18 protein-coding genes are annotated in these 19,162 nt (G+C 74.0%); 11 read left to right on the top strand and 7 right to left on the bottom strand.

The window, feature by feature from the left end; translation table 11 throughout:
* Positions 1–386: 386 nt before the first annotated feature.
* Entirely contained in the window at positions 387–1,196 is an 810-nt protein-coding gene (locus R3E88_08950) for a TrmH family RNA methyltransferase (protein MEZ4216592.1), read from the top strand.
* Between the two features lie 312 nt (positions 1,197–1,508).
* Here R3E88_08950 and R3E88_08945 read toward each other — a convergent pair whose 3' ends face one another.
* Together R3E88_08945 and R3E88_08940 are read right to left on the bottom strand one after the other, a co-directional pair.
* Positions 1,509–2,042 carry a YdcF family protein gene (locus R3E88_08945; GenBank protein MEZ4216591.1) on the bottom strand — a complete coding sequence of 178 codons (534 nt, stop codon included), beginning with the start codon at positions 2,040–2,042 and terminating at the stop codon, positions 1,509–1,511.
* Entirely contained in the window at positions 2,030–4,153 is a 2,124-nt protein-coding gene (locus R3E88_08940) for an ATP-dependent helicase (GenBank protein MEZ4216590.1), read from the bottom strand. Before R3E88_08940 ends, R3E88_08945 begins: the two co-directional genes overlap by 13 nt.
* 229 nt (positions 4,154–4,382) lie before the next feature.
* Here R3E88_08940 and R3E88_08935 point away from each other — a divergent pair, with 229 nt between their 5' ends.
* The 10 genes from R3E88_08935 (at position 4,383) to R3E88_08890 (ending at position 12,500) form a co-directional block, all read left to right on the top strand.
* The gene (locus R3E88_08935) at positions 4,383–4,952 is read left to right on the top strand and encodes a hypothetical protein (GenBank protein MEZ4216589.1); all 570 of its coding nucleotides are present in this window, start codon (positions 4,383–4,385) and stop codon (positions 4,950–4,952) included.
* Positions 4,953–5,155: 203 nt separating this feature from the next.
* A complete protein-coding gene (locus tag R3E88_08930) occupies positions 5,156–5,755 on the top strand; it encodes a hypothetical protein (GenBank protein MEZ4216588.1) in 600 nt (199 codons plus the stop codon).
* Positions 5,756–6,346: 591 nt separating this feature from the next.
* Positions 6,347–7,156 carry a DUF3450 domain-containing protein gene (locus tag R3E88_08925; protein ID MEZ4216587.1) on the top strand — a complete coding sequence of 270 codons (810 nt, stop codon included), beginning with the start codon at positions 6,347–6,349 and terminating at the stop codon, positions 7,154–7,156.
* A gap of 2 nt (positions 7,157–7,158) precedes the next feature.
* On the top strand, positions 7,159–8,595 hold the full coding sequence (locus R3E88_08920) for a MotA/TolQ/ExbB proton channel family protein (GenBank protein MEZ4216586.1): 1,437 nt from the start codon (positions 7,159–7,161) through the stop codon (positions 8,593–8,595).
* A gap of 1 nt (position 8,596) precedes the next feature.
* Positions 8,597–9,112, top strand: coding sequence for a MotA/TolQ/ExbB proton channel family protein (locus R3E88_08915; GenBank protein ID MEZ4216585.1), 516 nt, complete (start codon positions 8,597–8,599; stop codon positions 9,110–9,112).
* A 62-nt stretch (positions 9,113–9,174) separates the two neighbouring features.
* Positions 9,175–9,576 carry a biopolymer transporter ExbD gene (locus R3E88_08910; GenBank protein MEZ4216584.1) on the top strand — a complete coding sequence of 134 codons (402 nt, stop codon included), beginning with the start codon at positions 9,175–9,177 and terminating at the stop codon, positions 9,574–9,576.
* Positions 9,577–9,592: 16 nt separating this feature from the next.
* Entirely contained in the window at positions 9,593–10,204 is a 612-nt protein-coding gene (locus tag R3E88_08905) for an energy transducer TonB (GenBank protein ID MEZ4216583.1), read from the top strand.
* Between the two features lie 70 nt (positions 10,205–10,274).
* Positions 10,275–11,588 (top strand): tetratricopeptide repeat protein, encoded by a 1,314-nt coding sequence (locus tag R3E88_08900; protein ID MEZ4216582.1) that lies wholly within the window; start codon positions 10,275–10,277, stop codon positions 11,586–11,588.
* A gap of 14 nt (positions 11,589–11,602) precedes the next feature.
* Positions 11,603–12,085 (top strand): MaoC family dehydratase N-terminal domain-containing protein, encoded by a 483-nt coding sequence (locus tag R3E88_08895; protein ID MEZ4216581.1) that lies wholly within the window; start codon positions 11,603–11,605, stop codon positions 12,083–12,085.
* Position 12,086: 1 nt separating this feature from the next.
* Positions 12,087–12,500, top strand: a complete 414-nt coding sequence (locus R3E88_08890; GenBank protein MEZ4216580.1) for a MaoC/PaaZ C-terminal domain-containing protein — start codon at positions 12,087–12,089, stop codon at positions 12,498–12,500.
* 38 nt (positions 12,501–12,538) lie between these two features.
* On the opposite strand, the gene R3E88_08885 is transcribed toward R3E88_08890, so the two are convergent.
* The 5 genes from R3E88_08885 to R3E88_08865 form a co-directional block, all read right to left on the bottom strand.
* Complete coding sequence (locus tag R3E88_08885; protein MEZ4216579.1) at positions 12,539–14,077, bottom strand: succinic semialdehyde dehydrogenase; 1,539 nt, start codon at positions 14,075–14,077, stop codon at positions 12,539–12,541.
* Positions 14,078–14,198: 121 nt separating this feature from the next.
* On the bottom strand, positions 14,199–15,332 hold the full coding sequence (locus tag R3E88_08880) for a phosphotransferase (GenBank protein ID MEZ4216578.1): 1,134 nt from the start codon (positions 15,330–15,332) through the stop codon (positions 14,199–14,201).
* Complete coding sequence (locus R3E88_08875; GenBank protein MEZ4216577.1) at positions 15,325–16,848, bottom strand: hypothetical protein; 1,524 nt, start codon at positions 16,846–16,848, stop codon at positions 15,325–15,327. Before R3E88_08875 ends, R3E88_08880 begins: the two co-directional genes overlap by 8 nt.
* Positions 16,845–17,468, bottom strand: a complete 624-nt coding sequence (locus R3E88_08870; protein ID MEZ4216576.1) for a hypothetical protein — start codon at positions 17,466–17,468, stop codon at positions 16,845–16,847. Before R3E88_08870 ends, R3E88_08875 begins: the two co-directional genes overlap by 4 nt.
* Positions 17,465–19,162, bottom strand: a complete 1,698-nt coding sequence (locus R3E88_08865; protein MEZ4216575.1) for an AMP-binding protein — start codon at positions 19,160–19,162, stop codon at positions 17,465–17,467. The genes R3E88_08870 and R3E88_08865 overlap by 4 nt, the downstream gene beginning before the upstream one ends.

The raw sequence follows: 19,162 nt of genomic DNA, 5'->3' as shown, positions 1-19,162 counted from the left end.
CGGAGCGGGCGCGGTTGGGGGGCGCCCGGGAGGAGGTCACCCTCTCCTCCCGGGCGCCGGTCCGTCCAATCGTCGCGCGGTTCCCTGCCGTCGCGCGGCGTGACGTGCGCGGTCGCCTCCTCGCGCAGTCGGCGCCCCACCGATGGGTGGGTGAGCCGCCGCGCGGTCGGCACTGGCGATGCTCGCGCTCCGCCTCGAACGAGCCGGACGGTTGGCCCGTGCAATTCGCACCCTACGCGCGGCGCGGGCGCGCGGTCAAGCGGGATGTGCGCCGCGGCGGCGTTCGCCGCGCGCGAGTTCGCGCGCGGCCGCGCCGCGCTGCGCGACCTATCTTCGCCGCGCCGCGCATCTCCCTTCCGAGGAAGCCGAGCGAGGAAGTCGCCCCCGTGCCCCCGCTGCATCCGCCTCCGAGCTCGAGCGCTCCCCCTTCGCGCGACGCGCGCGTCGCGCTGTTCGGGCGCCGCAGCGTGCTCGATGCGCTCGCGTGCGAGGGCGTGCGCGTCGACGAGGTGCGCGTCGCGCGCGGCGCGCCGGCCGCGGCGCGGCGCGAGGTCGAGGCGGCGTGTCGCGAGCGCGGTGTGCGCTGTGCGATCACCTCGGTGGCGCGCGTGCACGAGCTCTCGCGCGACGCGCGCCACGACCAGGGCATCGCGGCGCGCGCGGAGCTGCTCGGCGTCCACGAGCTCGACGCGCTCGAGGAGCTGCGCGGCGCGCCGCCCGCGCGGGCGCGCTGGCTCGCGCTCGACGGCGTCACGAACGCGCAGAACGCGGGCATGATCGTGCGCTCGGCGGTCGCGGCGGGCATCGACGGCATCCTGTGGCCGCGCCACGGGACGCCCTGGATCCAGGGCCTCGTCGTGAAGGCGTCGGCGGGCGCCGTGCTGCGGGCGCGCATCGCGCGCTGCGACGCGCTCGCGGACGCGCTCGCCGCCTTTCGCGCCGCGGGCTTCCAGACCGTCGGCCTCGACGCGCGCGGAGCGGTCGACGTCTTCGCCGCTCCGCTCGGCGCCCGCTCCGTGCACGTCGTGGGAGGCGAGACCGTGGGGATCTCGGAACGCGTCCGCGACCAGCTCGACGAGACCGTGCGGATCCCGATGGCGGCGGGCAGCGAGTCGCTCAACGCGGCGGTCGCGGCCGCGATCGTCGCCTTTCACGTGTGTCGATCACCCCAGACGCAAGACATCCGATCGATGTGACCGCTCCAGACACATCGACCTGCGACCGATCGGGGCGCGTCGTGACCCGGGTCACGGACGCGCGCCGCCCGTAGGCGGATGTAGTCGGGCATTCGCGAGCGGGCGGCGGCGGACGCCGGTCGCGAGCGGACGCGCGGAGGGGGTGATCATGAGCGATGTCGGCTTCGTGCTGGCGGTCGGGCTTCTCGTCCTCACGTGGCTCAACATGCGGGACATGGGCGAGCTGCCGAGGCGCCGCCGCCAGCGACGTTAGGCGCGCCGGGCCCCGGCCGGCCCCGCGCTGACGCTCCCCGGGCCGCGCGCGCTCGCGCGCTAGCCGCGGAACGTGAGCGCGTACCAGGCGAGCCCGATCCACTCGCGCAGCGCGCGCACCGCGCGCGTGCGAAGCGCGCCTCCCACCCCGCCCTCCGGACTGCTGCTCTCGAGCACCACACCGTCGCGCGCCCCGAGGCGCATGCGCCGGAACGCGAGCCGCGCGCGCCGCTGGTGCCACGCATCCGTCACGATCACGACGCGTCCGCCGGGCGGCGCGCCCGGCCCGGCCACCCCGCGCTCGCGCAGCAGTCGCGCGCACAGGCGCGCGCTCTCCCCGGTGTTCGTCGCATGCCGCTCGCGCAGCACGCGCTCCGCCGCGATGCCGGCGGCGAGCGCGTGCGCGGCCATCACGTCGGCCTCGGGCGGCCCGTGGACGCCCCTCCCGCCCGTCGCGACGAGCAGCGCGCGGGGCCGCGCGCGCGCGAGCTCGACCGCGTGCGCGATCCGGCGCGCGAGCGCCGCGCTCGGCGTGCCGTCCGGCCGGACCGCCGCGCCGAGCACGACGATCACCTCGCCGCTCAGCCGCTCCACATCGATCGCATGCGCGCCGCGACGTCGATGCGCGCGAGCGCGCGGCGCCGGCCGGCCGCGTCCGCCTCGATCGCGGCGGGGCGGTGGACGACGCGCTCGAAGCGCCCGAGCAGCGCGTCGGGCAGGAAGCGCGAACGCGCCGCGTAGACGTGTCGGTCGCCGCGCCGCGGCTGGTGGTGCACGTAGAAGCGCTGCGGCACGACGAGCGCGAGATCGTCGCGCGCGCGCGTCATCGCGACGTAGAGCAGACGGCGCTCCTCCTCGATCTGCGCCTCGTCCTTCGTGGCCATGTCGGACGGGATGCAGCCGTCGACGACGTCGAGCACGGTCACGGCATCCCACTCCTGCCCCTTCGCCGAGTGGATGGTCGAGAGCACGAGGAAGTCGTCGTCGAGGCGCGGCTCGCCCGCTTCGTCGCTCGTCGCGTCCGGGGGGTCGAGCGCGAGCTCCGACAGGAAGCGCTCGCGCGTCGGGTAGGTGGTCGCGATGCGCTCGAGCTGGTCGATGTCGGCGGCGCGCGCGGGCGCCGCGTCGTGGAGGCGCTCGAGCGCCGTCGCGTACCACGCGCTCACGCGCTCGACCTGCCCCTCCCACGGCGCACCGGGTGCGCCGAGCTCCTCGAGCAGGTCGCAGAGCGCGACGAACTCGTCGGCGGCCGCGCCCGGGATGCGCTGCGCGCGCAGCCGCTCGACGCGGAAGCCGCCGGCCTCGAGCTGCGCGAAGAGCCTCCGCGCGCTCGCGGGCCCGACGCCCGGCAGGAGCTTGAGCACGCGGTGCGCGGCCACGATGTCGCGCCGGTTCTCGACCCAGCGCAGCACGCACAGCACGTCCTTCACGTGCGCGGCCTCGAGGAACTTGAGGCCGCCGTACTTCACGTACGGGATGCGGCGGCGCCCGAGCTCGACCTCGAGCGCATCGGAGTGGTGGCCGCTGCGGAAGAGCACGGCCTGGCGTCGGAGGGCGACGCCCTCCTCGCGCAGCGCGAGCACGCGGCCGACGACGTAGTCGACCTGCGCGAGCTCGTCCTCGACTGCGACGAGCCGGGGCTTGCGCGCGGACGCGCGCGTCGAACGGAGGTTCTTCGTGAAGCGCTCGCGCGCGAGACCGATCACCGCGTTGCACGCGTCGAGGATCGGCTGCGTCGAGCGGTAGCTCTGCTCGAGCGTGACGACGCGCGCGGGGCGCGCGAACGCGTGCGGGAAGTCGAGGATGTTGCGCACGTCGGCGGCGCGGAACGAGTAGATCGCCTGGGCGTCGTCGCCGACGGCGGTGAGCCCGGCGCCGTCGGGCTTCATCGCGAGCAGGATCTCGAGCTGGAGCCGGTTCGTGTCCTGGAACTCGTCGACGAGCACGTGATCGAAGCGCCCGCCGATGTCGTGTGCGATCGCCGGGTCGTCCATGAGCGCGCGCCAGTAGAGCAGCAGGTCGTCGTAGTCGAGCACGCTGCGCGCCTGCTTCGCCTCGACGTAGGCCGCGAACAGCGCGCGCAGCTCGTCCTCCCAGCCCGCGCACCACGGAAACGCGCGCTCGAGCGCGAGTGCGAGCTCGCAGCGCGCGTTCACGACGTGCGAGTAGATCGCGAGGCACGTTCCCTTGCGCGGGAAGCGACGGTCGCGCGTCGCGAGCCCGAGCTCGGTGCGCAGCCAGTCGAGCAGGTCGGCGGCGTCGGAGCGGTCGAGCACGGTGAAGGCCGGATCGAGCCCGGCGACGTCGGCGTAGAGGCGCAGCAGGCGGTTCCCGACGGCGTGGAACGTGCCCGACCAGGCGAGCCGGCCGTCGCGCGCGCGCGCGGGCGCGTCCCAGTCGAGCTCCGCCCGCTCGCGCTCCGCGCGGGCCGCCGCGACGAGCTGCTGCGCGCGCCGCGTCATCTCGAGCGCGGCGCGGCGCGTGAACGTGAGCAGCAGGATGCGCCGCGGGTCGACGCCGCCGTCGATCAGGTGCGCGACGCGATGGGCGAGCGTCGCCGTCTTGCCGGAGCCCGCGCCGGCGATCACGAGCAGCGGCGCCGCCGGCGTCGCCGTTCCGGGCGCGCCGTGGAGCACGGCCTCGCGCTGCGCATCGTTGAGCCCGGCTGCGGCGGCCGCGGCCGCATCGGCGACGTCTCGACCCATCCTCGTCGGCCCCCGACCCTCGCGCGCCCGGCGGGCGCGAAGCGCGCCGCGCATCGACGGCCGATGCGCTTCGCGTGTGGACGGCGCGCGCGACGGCGCGCGCGCTCGCGGTGCGCCGAGCCCCCCGCGCGTCGGCCGCGCGGCGCGCTCGGCAGGAGGGGGGCCGCCAACCCTAGGCGAAAGTCGCGCGAAAGCAACGGCGCCGCGCCGAGCGATACTCGCGCGCCCGATGCGTCGCGCCTCCGACACGCTTCGCGCGCTCGCGCGCGGCGCGCTTCGCGCGCTCGCTCTCCCCCTCGCGATCGCCGCGCTCTCCGGCTGCCCGGCGCTCGCGCCCCGCGTCGCGCCGGACGACGGCCCGCCCTCCCCCGTCTTCGAGACACCCGGCCCCGACGGCGCGGTCGTCCACTGGCGCTACGTCCCGCTCGACGCGCGCGGCACGCGCCGGCCGACCGAGGCCGAGTTCCGAGCGGCCCGCGAGCGCTGCGCGGCGCTCGCGGACGACGGCGGCGACGCGACCGCGTGCCTCGCCGAGCGCGGCTTCTACCCGGCGCAGTGCAGCAACGGCCGCGACGACGATGGCGACGGGCTCGTCGACTTCCCCGCCGACCCGGGCTGCGCGGACGCCTACGCCGTGACCGAGTCGCCCGCGTGCGACGACGGCGTCGACGACGACGGCGACGGGCTCGTCGACTGGGACGGCGGCGGCATCGCGCACCCCGACCCCGACTGCGCGGACGACCCGTCGGGCGCGAGCGAGGCGCCGCCTCCGCCGCGCTCGTGGCTCCATCCCTTCTGAGCCCGTCCGGGCGTCGGCGCGCGCGCCTGCGCGCGGCACCGCGCCCCGCGGCCGGCCGCGGCGCCGCGCGCCGTCTATCCTTCGCCCCCCTCTCGCGCGCGCCGTCCGCGCGCCGAGCCGGGATGCGAGGTGCCATGCGACGCGCGCGACGAGAGCGAGGCCGCGAGCGCTGCGTACGAAGTGCCCTGTGCGTCGCCGTCGCGATGGCGACGGTCGCTACCGCCGCGGATGCGCTCCCGATCCTCGAGCTCCCGGACGCCGCGCCGGACCCGATCGCCACGTCCGACATCTCGCTCGACACGTGCCCGCCCCGCTGCGCGGCCGTCGTCTACGCGCGCGCCAACCCGAGCGTCGTGTTCCGGCCCGTCGAGCCCGACGAGATCGTCTTCGAGGGCGACACGGAGCTCGTGTGGGGCGACGCCGAAGGGGAGCGCTGGACGATCTGGGGGCGGCGGAGCGGGCCGCTCGTCACCGTCTGGGACGACTCGATGTGGATCGAGGACGACGGCATCGTCGTCCTCGACGTGCCGGTGCGGCCGAAGTCGCTCTACTCGGTCTCGGCCGAGAACCGCATCCTGCCGCCGAGCGGCGGCGAGGCCCGCGGCGTGCGCGTGCGCACGGAGGGCCTCCGCGCCGCGGCGCCGACGGAGCTCTCGCAGCTCGACGACATCCCGGCCGAGCTGCTCACGCCCGCGCCGCGCAGCGCCTTCGCCGAGGTGCTCGAGCGCGTGTCGAAGAGTCGTTATGCGGTCGGCGCCGTCACGCTGCTCGTCGTCGTGCTGATGGCGCGGCTCGCGCGCTAGCGCCCACCTTCCCCCGTCCTGGGGATGCACGCCGGCGCGCGGGTCGCGGATGCTGCCCGCGCGATGGCGCTCCCCGATCCGACCGTGTCGACCGCGAGGCCCGGTGCGTCGCCGCGCGACGCGATCTCCCGCGGGCGCCGGTCGCGCACTGACGATCGTCAACGCGGGACGGCGCTCGTCGCGAGCCGGTCGAACTCCCCGAAGAAAAATGGCTTCTCGTATGACGGCGGGTCACGCTAGAGTGCGCCGGCCGTTGGGGGCGGCGGTGCTCGCGACGTCGTGCGCGAGTTCGCGCTGCACAGCCGAGGTAGCCGACCGACGACCGATCCTCGACGACGTCCGCGGAATCGGGAACGTACCGACATCGCGAGCCAGGACGGGAAGCGCCGTCGCCCAGCGCGAGGCCGCCCCCATCGACTCCCGTCGCTCTCGCCTAACGATGCACGGCCTCGCTCGCTCCGTCGCGGCGCAGCACGTCACGACACGGCCGAGCCGTCGCGTGGGACGTCCCGGCAGCGGAAGCGGCGGGACGGAACCGGGCACGGGGTCGACGGCGTCGACACGACGGAACACCGGAGAGAAGGAACCTTCATGCGCTCTTGGCAACGCTCTTGCTCCTGGGATGGTCGCCGTGCGGCCGGACGGCCCCTCGTCGCGGCGATCGCCGCGCTCGCGGCGGCCGGCGTCGTGTGCCCCGCGGACGCGAACAGCTTCGACGAGGCGCTCGAGACACGCCTCGCCGCCAACGCCGAGACGCAGCAGTCGCAGAAGCGGATCGACGCCCTCGCCGACGAGGCCGACCAGCTCCTGCTCGCCTACACCAACACGATGACGCAGCTCGACGCGCTGAAGGTGTTCAACCGGCAGTACGCGAAGCTGATCGACCAGCAGAGCGAGCAGATCGCGCAGCTCACCGAGGAGATCGACAACGTCGAGCTCGTCGGGCGCCAGATCACGCCGCTGATGCTCAAGATGATCGACGGCCTCGAGCGCTTCGTCGAGCTCGACGTGCCCTTCCTGCGGCGCGAGCGCGCGCAGCGCGTGCACAACCTGCGCGACGCGATGGCGAAGGCGGACGTGACCGACGCCGAGAAGTACCGCGCGATCATGGAGGCCTACTCGATCGAGAACGAGTACGGCCGCACGATCGAGTCCTACGTCGACCGCATCGAGATCGACGGCACGATGCGCGAGGCCGACTTCCTGCGCATCGGACGCGTCGCGCTCGTCTACATGACGCCCGACGGCGAGTACATCGGCGCGTGGGACCAGAACGCGCGCAGCTGGGTGCCGCTCGACCGCAGCTACCAGGACTCCGTGAAGGAAGGCCTCCGCATGGCGCGCAAGCAGGCCGCGCCGTCGCTCATCCTCGTCCCCGTCACCGCTCCGGAGAACCTGTAGCCATGAAGATGCTCGAGCTCGATGCCCGATGGATCGCGGCCACCGTGGCCGCCGCGCTCTGCATCGCCGGAGCCGCGCCCGCGCAGGACGCCCAGGACGCCCCCGCCGAGCCGGCCGCCGCCGCCGCCGCCCCGAACGCCAGCGCCGAGGTGAAGCCCGAGGCCAAGAGCCTCGAGGAGCTGCTCGAGGAGGTCCGCCTCGGCTGGAAGGCCGAGCAGCAGACCAACAAGCAGCGCGAGGCCGAGTTCAAGTCGCGCCGCGACGAGCAGGCGCGGCTCGTCAAGGAGGCCGAGGCCGCGGTGGCCGCCGCCGAGGCGCGCAGCCAGCAGCTCGAGGCGACGTACAACGAGAACGAGAAGCAGCTCGCCGTGCTCGAGGAGCAGAAGGCCCAGCGCATGGGCAACCTCGGCGAGCTGTTCGGCGTCGTCCGCCAGGTCGCCGGCGAGTCGCGCACGGCGATCGAGGAGTCGATCACGAGCACGCAGCTCGGGCGCGATCGCGCCGACTTCCTGCTCGAGCTCGGCAAGAGCAAGAAGCTGCCCGCGATCCGCGAGCTCCAGCGCCTGTGGTACGAGCTCCATCGCGAGATGACCGAGTCCGGTCGCGTCGTGCGCTTCGACGCGAAGGTGACGACGCCCGACGGGCAGGAGTCCACGCGCTCGGTCGTCCGCGTCGGCACCTTCAACGCCGTGTCGGACGGCAAGTACATCGTCTACGACTCGGAGACGCAGGGGCTCAAGGAGCTCGCGAAGCAGCCGCCGGCCCGGTACACCTCGGTGCTGCCCGCCTTCGAGGCCGCGACGTCGGGGCTCGCGACCGTCGCGCTCGACCCGTCGCGCGGCCAGATCCTGAGCCTGCTCGTCAACACGCGCTCGCTCGCCGACCAGATCCCGTTCGGCGGCGCGATCGGCTACACGACGATCGCGCTGGGCGTCTTCGCCGCCCTGATCGCCATCTGGCGCTGGACGGTGCTGTTCGCCACGAGCCGCCGCGTCGCCGCGACGCAGCGCAGCGCGCAGGCGAGCGACGGCGACCCGCTCGGCCGCGTGCTGCAGGTGTACGAGGCGAACGCCGGCGCCGACCCGGAGACCCTCGAGCTGCGCCTCGACGAGGCGATCATGAAGGAGACGGGGCGCCTCGAGCGCTTCATCTGGCTGATCAAGGTGGTGTCGGTGGTGGCGCCGCTGCTCGGGCTGCTCGGCACCGTCACCGGCATGATCGCGACCTTCCAGATCATCACGCTGTTCGGCACCGGCGACCCGAAGATGATGGCGAGCGGCATCTCCGAGGCGCTCGTCACGACGATGATCGGCCTCATGACGGCGATCCCGCTCGTGCTGCTGCACGCCTTCGTGTCGGCGAGCAGCAAGCGCATCGTCGACGTGCTCGAGGAGCAGAGCACCGGCCTCGTCGCCGCGCGCGCCGAGGGGAGCAACTAGCGTGTTCGAGGCCTTCTACCTCGTCCGCGACTTCCTCGAGGCGGGTGGACGCGTCCTCGTGTTCATCCTGGTCACGACGTTCCTGATGTGGAGCTTCATCCTCGAGCGGCTCTGGTACTTCCGCCTCGTGCACCCGAAGCAGGCGGAGCGGACGATCGAGCGGTGGGAGTCGCGGAGCGACCACTCGTCGTGGAACGCGCACCAGATCCGCCGCATGCTGATCAGCCGCGTCACCGAGGACCTGAACCAGAACGTCTCGATGATCAAGACGCTCGTCGCCCTCTGCCCGCTGCTCGGCCTGCTCGGAACGGTGACCGGCATGATCGAGGTCTTCGACGTGATGGCCATCGCCGGCAGCGGCAACGCGCGCGCACTCGCATCGGGCGTGTCGCGCGCGACGGTGCCGACGATGGCCGGGATGGTCGCGGCGATCTCCGGGCTGATCTTCAGCGTGCAGATCGAGCGCTATGCGAACAACGAGGCCGAGCGCATCGCCGACGAGATGACGATCGTCTGACGACCCCGGGCCCGGAGCCGGGCTCCTCCCGCGCGCGGCGCGGCAACGAGAGCGAGCGAGACATGCGAAAGCGACACAGCGCAGCCGACGACGAAGCCGGAGTGGACCTCACGCCGATGCTCGACGTCGTGTTCATCATGCTCATCTTCTTCATCGTGACGGCGTCGTTCGTGAAGGAGGCGGGCATCGACGTGAACCGCCCGGACGCCCAGACCGCCGAGCAGAAGCAGGCCGGGAACATCCTCGTCGCCATCAGCGAGAACGGCCAGCTGTGGATCGACGGCCGCCAGGTCGACCCGCGCGCGCTGCGCGCCAACATCGAGCGCCTCCACGCCGAGAACCCGCAGGGCTCGGTGGTCGTGCAGGCGGACAAGAACTCGAAGAACGGCCTGCTCGTCACGGTGATGGACGCAGCGCGGCAGGTCGGCATCGACGTCTCGATCGCCGCGAATCAAGTGAACTGACCGCGGAGGGGCCTGCATGATCCCGCGCTATCTCGGCACCGCCGCCCTCGGCGCCCTCGTCACGTTCGGCCTCTTCTTCGTGATGCAGGCGCTCATCGCGATGGGCGACAACCGCCCGGACGAAGCGTCGCACGGCAAGGTGATCGACTTCGTGCGCCTCAAGCGCGAGGAGCAGATCGCGGAGAAGGAGCGCGAGAAGCCCGAGCTCGAGCGGCCGGACGACGCGCCGCCGCCGCCGCCGATGAGCATGTCGAAGGCCGACCCCACCGAGAGCGGAGGCTCCGGGCTCATGGGCGGCCTCGATCTCGGCGGGCCCGAGGGCATCGGCGGCATGGGGCTCGGCGCGGCCGTCGACTCCGAGGCCATCCCGCTCGTGCGCATCGAGCCCACCTACCCTCCGCGCGCACAGGAGCGCGGCACCGAGGGCTGGGTCGAGGTCGAGTTCACGATCACGCCGCGCGGCACGGTCGAGGAGCCGGTCGTCGTCGCCTACTACCCGAGCACGATCTTCAACAACGCCGCGCTGCGGGCCGTGCGGCGCTGGAAGTACAACCCCAAGGTCGTCGACGGCAAGCCCGTCGCCTTCAAGACCAAGGTCCACCTCGACTTCGAGCTCGAGAAGTCGTAGCCGGCGCGCACGCAGCGCGCCCGACCGCGCGGCGCCCGCCGGCCGCACCTGCAACGGAGCCCCTCGAATCATGCGCCGATGGATCCACGCCCTGCTCGTCACCGCTGCCTGCGTCGCGCTCGTCGCGCCGGCGCTCGCCCAGAGCGGAGACGCGGGCGGCGGCGACGACAAGGGGGGCAACACGGCCGAGGAGGAGGCGAACCGCCCGCGCGGCGGCCTGCCCGGCCCGCAGGTCGCGAAGAAGCTCCAGGAAGTCCAGCTCGCGATGACGGACGAGCGCATGGCCGACGCGCGCAAGCTGCTCGACGAGCTCGCCCGCCGCCGCGGTCTGAAGGAGATCGAGCAGGCGACGATCTACATGTTCTACGGCTACGTCGCGAACGGGCTCGAGGACTACCCGAAGGCGATCGCCTACTTCGAGAAGGCGATCAGCCTCGACGTGCTGACGTGGAGCCAGCAGTACAACCTCGAGTGGAGCGTCGGCCAGCTGTACGCGATGCAGGGGCAGTACGAGAAGGCGCTCGAGGTGCAGCGCGAGTGGCTGCGCAAGGCGAGCCGGCCGAACGCGCCGGTGCGGCCGCAGCCGCACAACTTCTACGTGTTCGCGCTCTCCTACATGCAGACCGACCCGCCGAACCCGAAGGCCGCGCGACGGCCCGCGGAGATCGCGGTCGAGATGTCCGACGAGCCGCAGGAGAACTGGCTCCGCCTGCTCGGCCAGATCTACTACATGCTCGGCGACTACACCAAGATGGCCGAGGTGCTCGAGCAGCTCCTCGTCCGCTTCAACAAGCCCGAGTACTACACGCAGCTGTCGGGCGCGTACGCGGAGGCGGGCAAGGAGAAGAAGGCGCTCGGCGTGCTCCAGCTCGCCTACACGAGCGGGCTCCTCCAGAAGGATCGCGAGGTCGTGCAGCTCGCGCGTCTCTACCTCTTCCACGAGATGCCCGAACGGGCCGGCGCGGTGCTCGAGAAGGCCATCGCCGACGGCATCCTCGAGCGCGACAAGACGACGAACGAGCTGCTCTCGGAGGCCTACATCTTCTCGCGCGAGCCGCACAAGGCGTTCGAGCCGCTCGCCGCCGCCGCGCGCGAGGCGTCGGACGGCGAGCTCTACATGCGGCTCGGTCAGATCATGATCAACACGCAGGTCTGGCCGCAGGCGGACGACGCGCTCGGGAAGGCGCTCGCGAAGGGCGGCCTGCGCGACCCGGGCAGCGCGCACATCCTGCGCGGCATCGCGCGCATGAACCAGAACCACTGGAACGATGCGCTCGCGTCGTTCCGCGCGGCCACGGGCTTCGACACCTCGAAGCAGGACGCCGAGGCGTACATCAAGTTCCTCGACTACCGGCGCCGCCAGGTCGAGGCGCTGCAGGGCTAGGCGCCCGCCCCGCCATGGCGCGGACCTTCCGCTTCCCCGTCGAGGCCGGGCACGTCGCGCTCTTCGCGCGCGCGCTCGGCGACGCGAGCGCCGTCTACGCGGACGCGGGCTCGCCCGAGGCGCGCGCGTGCGGCGGCGTCGTCGCGCCGCCGACGTTCGCGCAGGCCGCCGACCACTTCGATCCCGAGTACGACCGCCGCCCGCGCCCGGGCGAGCCCTGGTTCGGCTCGGGGCGCGAGGACGTGGGCGCGGGCGTCATGCCGGCGGGCGGCGTGAAGGGCTTCCACGCCGAGCAGGAGTTCGCGTACCACCGGCCGATGCGGCCCGGCGAGACGCTCGTCGCGACGGTGCGGCCCGGGCGCACGTGGGAGAAGCAGGGTCGCCGCGGCGGCGCGCTCGTCTTCACCGAGACCGTGACCGAGCTTCGCGACGAGAGCGGCGAGCTCGTGCTCACCGCGCGCTTCGTCGGCGTCGGCACCGAGCGACAGGTCACCTGAGGTGGCGCTCTCGGCGCGCGCCGTGCGCGTGGGCGACGCGCGCGAGGAGGTGGTCGTCGACGACCTCTCGCGCACGCAGATCGTGATGTACGCGGGCGCGTCGGGCGACTTCCAGCCGCTGCACACCGACGAGCCGTTCGCGCGCGCGATGGGCTTCCGCGGCACGTTCGCGCACGGGATGCTGACGATGGGCCTCGCCGGCAAGCCGCTCGCGGCCTGGGTCGGCCACGACCGGCTGCTGCGCTACCGCGCGCGCTTCCTCGCGCAGGTCTGGCCGGGCGACACGCTCACGACGCGGCTCACGCTGACGGCCGTGCGCGCGGACGCCCTCGAGGCGGACGTCGCGATCGAGACGCGCAACCAGGACGGGGTCGCCGTGCTCGCGGGCGACGCGACGGCGCGCCTCGACCCCTGACGCGAGCGGCGCGGCCGTGCGCCGCGCGCGTCGGCGCTTCAGCCGAGCCAGCGCCGCAGCGTCGCGTTGCCGAACAGGAACTTCGCGAAGCCGAGCGTCCCGTCCTCGCCCTTGCGCGTGTACGGATAGCCGCCCTGGACGTCCTTGCCGCCGCGGCGGTCGAGGATCACGGGCAGCTCGTGCGTGTAGCCGCGAATGCCCTTCTTGCCGTTCACCTGGCCGACGCCGCTCGCCTTGCGTCCGCCGAAGGGCGCCTCGGGCACGCCGTAGGTGAGCGCCATGTCGTTCACGCACACGCCGCCCGTGTGCATGCGCTGCGCGATCTCGAACCCCTTGTCCTTGTCCTGGGTCCAGACGTTGCCGTTGAGGCCGTACTCCGAGTCGTTCGCGAGGCGCAGCGCCTCCTCCTCGTCCGCCACCCGCATGATCGCGACCACCGGCCCGAAGGTCTCGTGCTTCATGATGTCCATCGAGTGGTCGACGTCGACGATCACGGTGGGCTCGTAGTAGAGGCCCTGCAGATTCGGGTTGCGGCGCCCGCCGACGAGCACCGTCGCGCCGCGCTGCTTCGCGTCCTCGACGTGGCGCTCGACGATGTCGAGCTGGCGGTCCCAGAAGAGCGCGCCGACGTCGTACTCGCCCTCGGCGCCCTGGCGCAGGTCGCGCGCCTTGTCGACCACCTTCGCGACGAACGCGTCGTACAGCTCGTCGACGACGTAGATGCGCTCGGTGCCGCAGCAGTACTGCCCCGTGTTCATGCACGAGCCGATCAGCGCGCCGTTCACGGCGCGCTCGAGGTCGGCGTCGCGGCACACGATCATCGCGTCCTTGCCGCCGAGCTCGAGCGTGCACGGCACGAGCAGCCGCCCGCACGCCTCGGCCACCTTGCGGCCCGTCGCGACGCTGCCCGTGAACGAGATCTTGTCGACGCCGCTCTCGACGAGCGCGGCGCCCGTGCGGCCGTCGCCGACGAGCACCTGCAGCACGCCCTCGGGCAGGCCCGCCTGCTGGAACATCTCGACGACGAGCTGGCTCGAGAACGGCGTCACCTCGGACGGCTTCAGCAGCACGGCGTTGCCCGCCATGAGCGCCTGCACGATCGGGTTCACCGCGAGCGCGACCGGGCCGTTCCACGGCGTGATGATGCCCACGACGCCGAGCGGCACGTAGGCGACGCGGAGCTGCTTCATGAGCCCCATCATCCCCGCGATGCGCCGCCGCCGCGGCTTGAGGAAGCGCTCCGCGCGCTTCGCGTAGTAGGCCGCCGACGAGAGCGGCGCGAAGATCTCCATCGAGATCGCCTCGCTGCGCGCCTTGCCCGTCTCCTTGTGGATGACGTCGAGGATCTCCTCGTGCCGTTCGAGGAAGACGTCCATGAAGCGGTAGACGTAGCGCGCGCGCTCGCGGAACGAGAGCGCCGCCCACTCCGGCTGCGCCTTGCGCGCGCGCTCGAGCGCCGCGCGCACGTCCTCTGCGGTGGCGCACTCGATCTCGCCGATGGGCGCGAGGTCGACCGGGCTGCGCAGGCGCAGCCGCGTGCGCGGGCCGTCGGACGCGATGGGTTCGTAGATCGCCATGGGGCCTCCTCGCCGTCTCGGCGCGAGCGGACGCTCCCGCCGCGCGGCGGCCGCATCCTAGCAAGCGCGCGACCCGCCGCGCGCCGGACGCCGCCGAGCGGCGCGCGCGCGCCGCACTCGCCTAGCGCCCGGCTCGCGCGCCCTTCCCCGCCGCGCGCGCGAGCGTCTCCCGCAGCGCGTCGCGCGAGCGCCAGAGCTGCTCGGCGAGGTGCAGCTGCGCGCGCGTGCGGTGCAGGTTGTGGTCGGGCCGGCGCGGCCGGAAGTAGCGGTCGCCGTCGAGGTGGTCGGCCAGGAAGCGGACCGCGTTCTCGAGCGCCATCCACGGGCCGCCGAGCCACAGCGCGTCGCGCTCGCCGTCGCTCGCCGCGCCGCCGAGCCCCTCGACGTAGCCGCGCGCGAGCGCGTCGAAGCGCGCCGCGTCGAAGTCGACGAGCGCGAGGTCGCGCTCGTCCTCGGCGGCCCGGCAGGTGGCCGTCCGCACGAGCTCGCCGAAGTCCGCGAGCAGCGTGCCCGGCATGACGGTGTCGAGGTCGACCACGCACACGGGCTCGCGCGTCGCCTCGTCGAACAGCAGGTTGTTGATCTTGCAGTCGTTGTGCACGGGGCGCGCGGGGAGTGCGAGCGCGCCGCTCGCGTCGAGCGCCGCCCCGACCTCGGCGCCGAGAGAGCGCGCGCGGGCCAGCTCTTCGCCGACGTCGCGGAGGCGACCGACGCGGTCGGCCGCGACCGCGCGCTCGAGCTGGGCGAGCCGGCCGGCGAGGTCGTGGAAGCCCGGAATCGGGAGTGCGAGCGAGGCCGGGTCGAGGTCGGCGAGCGCGGCCGCGAAGGCGCCGAACGCGCGCGCCGTGCGGAACGCCAGCTCGTCGGTCGGCACGACGTCGATCGCGAACGTCCCGCGCGCGTAGACGAACGCGCGCCAGGCCGTGCCGGCCGCGTCGCGCGCGACGAGCGCGCCGTCGGCCGCGCGCACGACCCGCAGCACCGCGCGCTCGTCGCCGTCGCGCGGCGCGCGCGCGCGCAGGTGCGCGGTGACGCGCTCGACGTTCGCCATCAGCGCGCCCACGTCGGGGAAGACGTGCTCGTTCAGGCTCTGCAGCACGAGGTCGGGGCCCGCCCCCGCGAGCGCGACCCGCAGCGTCGCGTGGATGTGCCCGGAGCCGAGCGGCGCGACGGCGCGCACCTCGCGCCCGGGCGCGAACGCGGGCGCGACCTCGCGCGCGCGCTCCGCGAGCGCCGCGAGCTCGTCGTCACGCATCGAGCGCCGCCTCGACGTCGGGCGCGAGCGCGGGCGGCGGCTCGACGAGCGAGATCCCGAGGAAGAGCGCGAGCGACACGAGCATCGCGACGATGCCGCCCTCGATGCCGAGCGGCAGCCGCACGTCGCCGAGCTCCATCCCGACGTTGATCGCGAGGCTCGCGGCGATCGCGCAGTTCGCCGCGCGCGGCGTCGCGCGACGCCAGTTGAAGCCGATCGCCACGACGGGCACGAGCGCCGCCGCGAACGTGGCGCTCCCGAAGATGCCGAGGAAGGCGATCAGCTCCTGGTTCACGCGGTGCGAGTAGAGCGCGAACGCGGTGCCGAGCAGCGCGAGCGCGACGCTCGCGACGCGCGCGAGCGCGAGCTCGTCGCGGCCCGGCGACGGCGGCGCCCCGCCGCGCCACCAGCGCGGGAGGTCGTGCACGAGCGCGGCGGCCCCGATGTTGAGGAACGCGTCGGCGGTGGACATGATCGCCGCGAGGAGCCCCGCGAACACGAGCCCGGCGAGCACGGGGTGCGCGTAGTGCTGCAGGAAGACCGGCGCCGCGGCGTTCGACGTCGCGAGCGGCGCGTGCGCGCCGCCGACGACGAGCGCGCGCATCGCGAGCCCGACCGACAGCCACAGGAGCGCCGACAGCGTGTAGCCCGCGAGCGAGAGCGGCAGCATGCGGCGCGCATCGCTCGGCCGCTCGGTCATCATGAGCTTCGTGATCACGTGCGGCTGGCCGGCCGTGCCGAGCATGAAGAGCGCGAACAGCGAGAGGCTCCCGAACATCCCGAGCGTGCCCCACGGCCCGATCGCCTCGGGGTCGTCGAGCGCGAGCGCCGCGGCCATCGCCGGGAACCCGCCCTCCATCGACGCGTTCGCCGCCAGGCAGACGAGCACGCCCGCGCCGATCATGAGCGCGCCCTGCACGAGGTCGGTGTAGACGGAGGCGATGATGCCGCCGGTCGTGCAGTAGAGGACGAGCACGGCACACGAGACGGCCGCGCACGCCTCGAGCCCGAGCACGCCCGGCCCGAGCGCGCTCGCGAGCACGTCCTGCAGCACGGTCGCCATCGCGAGGATCTGCGTCGCGAGGTAGCCGAGCACCCCGAGCACGATCGCGAGCGCGACGAGCGCGCCCGTGCGCGCGTCGCCGTAGCGCGCGGCGACGACGTCGGGGAGCGAGAGCGCATCGCGCGCCTCGGACAGCAGGCGCAGCCGCTTCGCCAGCAGCACGAACGTCAGCACGTAGCCGGTGACGGACGTGACGATCATCCAGACCGACGTCACGCCCATCGCGTAGATCATCCCGGGCCCGCCGACGAAGCCGAAGCCCGAGAGCGTGGTCGAGAAGACGGCGATGCTCGTGACCCAGGTGCCGAGCCGCCGCCCCGCGACGAAGAAGTCGCGCGCCGAGTGCGTGCGCCGCATCGCCCAGAAGCCGATCGCGATGCACGCGACGAGGTAGAGCGCGACGAGCGCGAGCGTGATCTCGGCGCGCACGGGCTCGAGCGACGACGCCGTCATTCGCGCGCCTCGCCATCGCGTCCGCCCTGCGCGTCGCGCGCCGCGAGCGCTTCGAGTCGCGCGCGGAAGCGCGCGAAGTCGTCGTCCGTGAGGACGTGGCGCTCGAAGCCGCGCAGGTAGAGCGCGGCGAACCACAGCGGGAAGGGCCAGAGCGCGAAGAGCAGCAGCGCGGTCGGCAGCGGGAGCCCGAGCCAGCGCGGGCTCGCCATGGGCGCGGCCGCGTACTGCGCGTAGGCAGCGACGAGCGCGCCCCAGACGGCGAGGTAGAGCGCGACGCCGATCGCGAGCGGCCGCGCGAGCCGCCCGAGCGCGCCGCCCCGCCGCATGCCGAGCGCGAAGCACAGCCCGAAGAACACGATCTGGAGCGCGCCGAACACGGCGCCCGCCGCGAGCACGGCGCCGTCGCGATCGCCGCTCGCGCCGCCCGCGAACATCGCCGGAATGCGCGCGTGCGGAACGCCCGCCGCGCCCGGACCGGCGCCGAGCCACGCCCCGAGCGCGAGGGCGAGCGCGCTCGCGAGCACCACGAGCAGGAGCGCGACGCCGAGCGCGGTGTCGCCGGCCGCGGCGGCCGCGGTGTGGCCGCGGGGCGGAGGCGCCGCGGAAGGACGAGCGCTCACGTGCCGCGCTCCGCCGCACCGCCCTTGGCACCGCCCGCCGCGCCGCCCTTCGCGCCGCCCTTGGCGCCGTCCGCCGCGCCGCCCGCCGCGCCGCCGCCGGGCGCCTCCTGCGCGAGTCGCTCGTCGCGGATGCGCCGGCGCAGCACCTTGCCGGCCTCGCTGCGCGGGACGCGCTCGACGAACGCGATGCGCCGCGGGATCTTGATCGTCGGGAGCCGCTCGCGGCAGTGCGCGCGCAGCGCCTCGGCGAGCGCGTCGCCCGGCGACGCGTCCGGCGCGAGCGCGACGATGGCCTCGATCTCCTCGCCCCACTCGGCGCTCGGCACGCCGAACGCCGCCGCGTCCTCGACCGCGTCGTGCAGCAGCAGCACGTCGTCGATCTCGGCCGGGTACACGTTCGTGCCGCCGACGATCGCGAGCTCGGCGCTGCGCCCGGTCAGGAACAGGTAGCCCTCGTCGTCGAGGTAGCCGACGTCGCCCACCGTGTAGAAGCCGTCGCGCTGCGCGGCGCGCGTCTTCTCCGCGTCCTTGAAGTACTCGAACGAAGCGCCCGGCGCGGCGCGCAGGTGCACGACGCCGACCTCGCCCGGCGGCAGCTCGGCGCCGCGCTCGTCGAGGATGCGCACCGCGCCCGGCGCCGGCCGCCCGACGGTGCCCGGCCGCGCGAGCCACTCCTGCGAGCTCACGAACGTTCCCGGCCCCTCCGTCGACGCGAAGATCTCGGTGAGGATCGGGCCCAGCCACTCGATCATCCGCCGCTTGTCCTCGACCGGCGTCGGCGCCGCGCCGTGGATCACGAAGCGCAGTCGCGACGTGTCGCACGCGCGGCGCTCGCCTTCGGGCAGCGCGAGCAGGCGGTGGAACATCGTGGGGACGCAGAACGTGTGCGTGACGCCGTGCCGTTCGAGGAGCGCGAGCATCCGCCGCGCGTCCCACTTGTCCATCAGCACGACGGGCACGCCCGCCGAGAGCGGCGCGTTCAGGCAGAGGTTGAGTGGGCCCGAGTGGTAGAGCGGGCCGGTCGCGAGCGACACGTCGCCCGCGTCCGCCCGGAAGTCGAAGACGCCGATCAGGAGCTGCAGGCCGACGGCGGCCGTGTCGGGCTCGGGCGGCGCGCGGCGCACGCCCTTCGGACGCCCCGTCGTGCCCGACGTGTAGAGCATCGTGTCGCCGAGCGACGCGTCCTCGACGTCGTCGCCGCTCTCGGGCGCGAGCGCGTCCTCGAACGGCTCGAACGCGTCGAGCGCCCCGCCGACCGCGAGTCGCACGTCGAGCCGCGCGCCGGCGGCTTCGCGCGCGCGCGCGGCCGCCGGTGCGAACGCCGCGTCGCACACGAGCGCGCGCGCCTCGCAGTCGGCGACGACGTACGCGATCTCGTCCTCGCTGCCGTGCCAGTTCACGGGCGTGAAACGCAGGCCGCCGCGCAGGCAGGCGAAGAACGCCTCGGCGAACTCCGGCCGGTTGCGCGACACGATCGCGACGCCGTCGCCCGCGCGCAGCCCGCGCGCGCGCAGCGCGCGCAGCAGCCGGTTCGCGCGCGCGTTCAGCGCCGCGAACGTGCGGTCGCCGTGCTCGCAGCGGATCGCGTCGCGCTCGGGGTGGAGCGAGGCGCGGTGCGAGAGGCTCATGCCGACGCGCGCCGCGGCCGTCGCATCGGCGAACGCGAGGCGCTGCGACGCGCCGGCGTCCTCCAC

The organism is Myxococcota bacterium, assembly GCA_041389495.1.
GTDB lineage: Bacteria > Myxococcota_A > UBA9160 > UBA9160 > UBA4427 > JAWKRT01.
The sequence above is the reverse complement of the archived record's forward strand: the minus strand, read 5'-3'. Positions and strand labels throughout refer to the sequence as shown.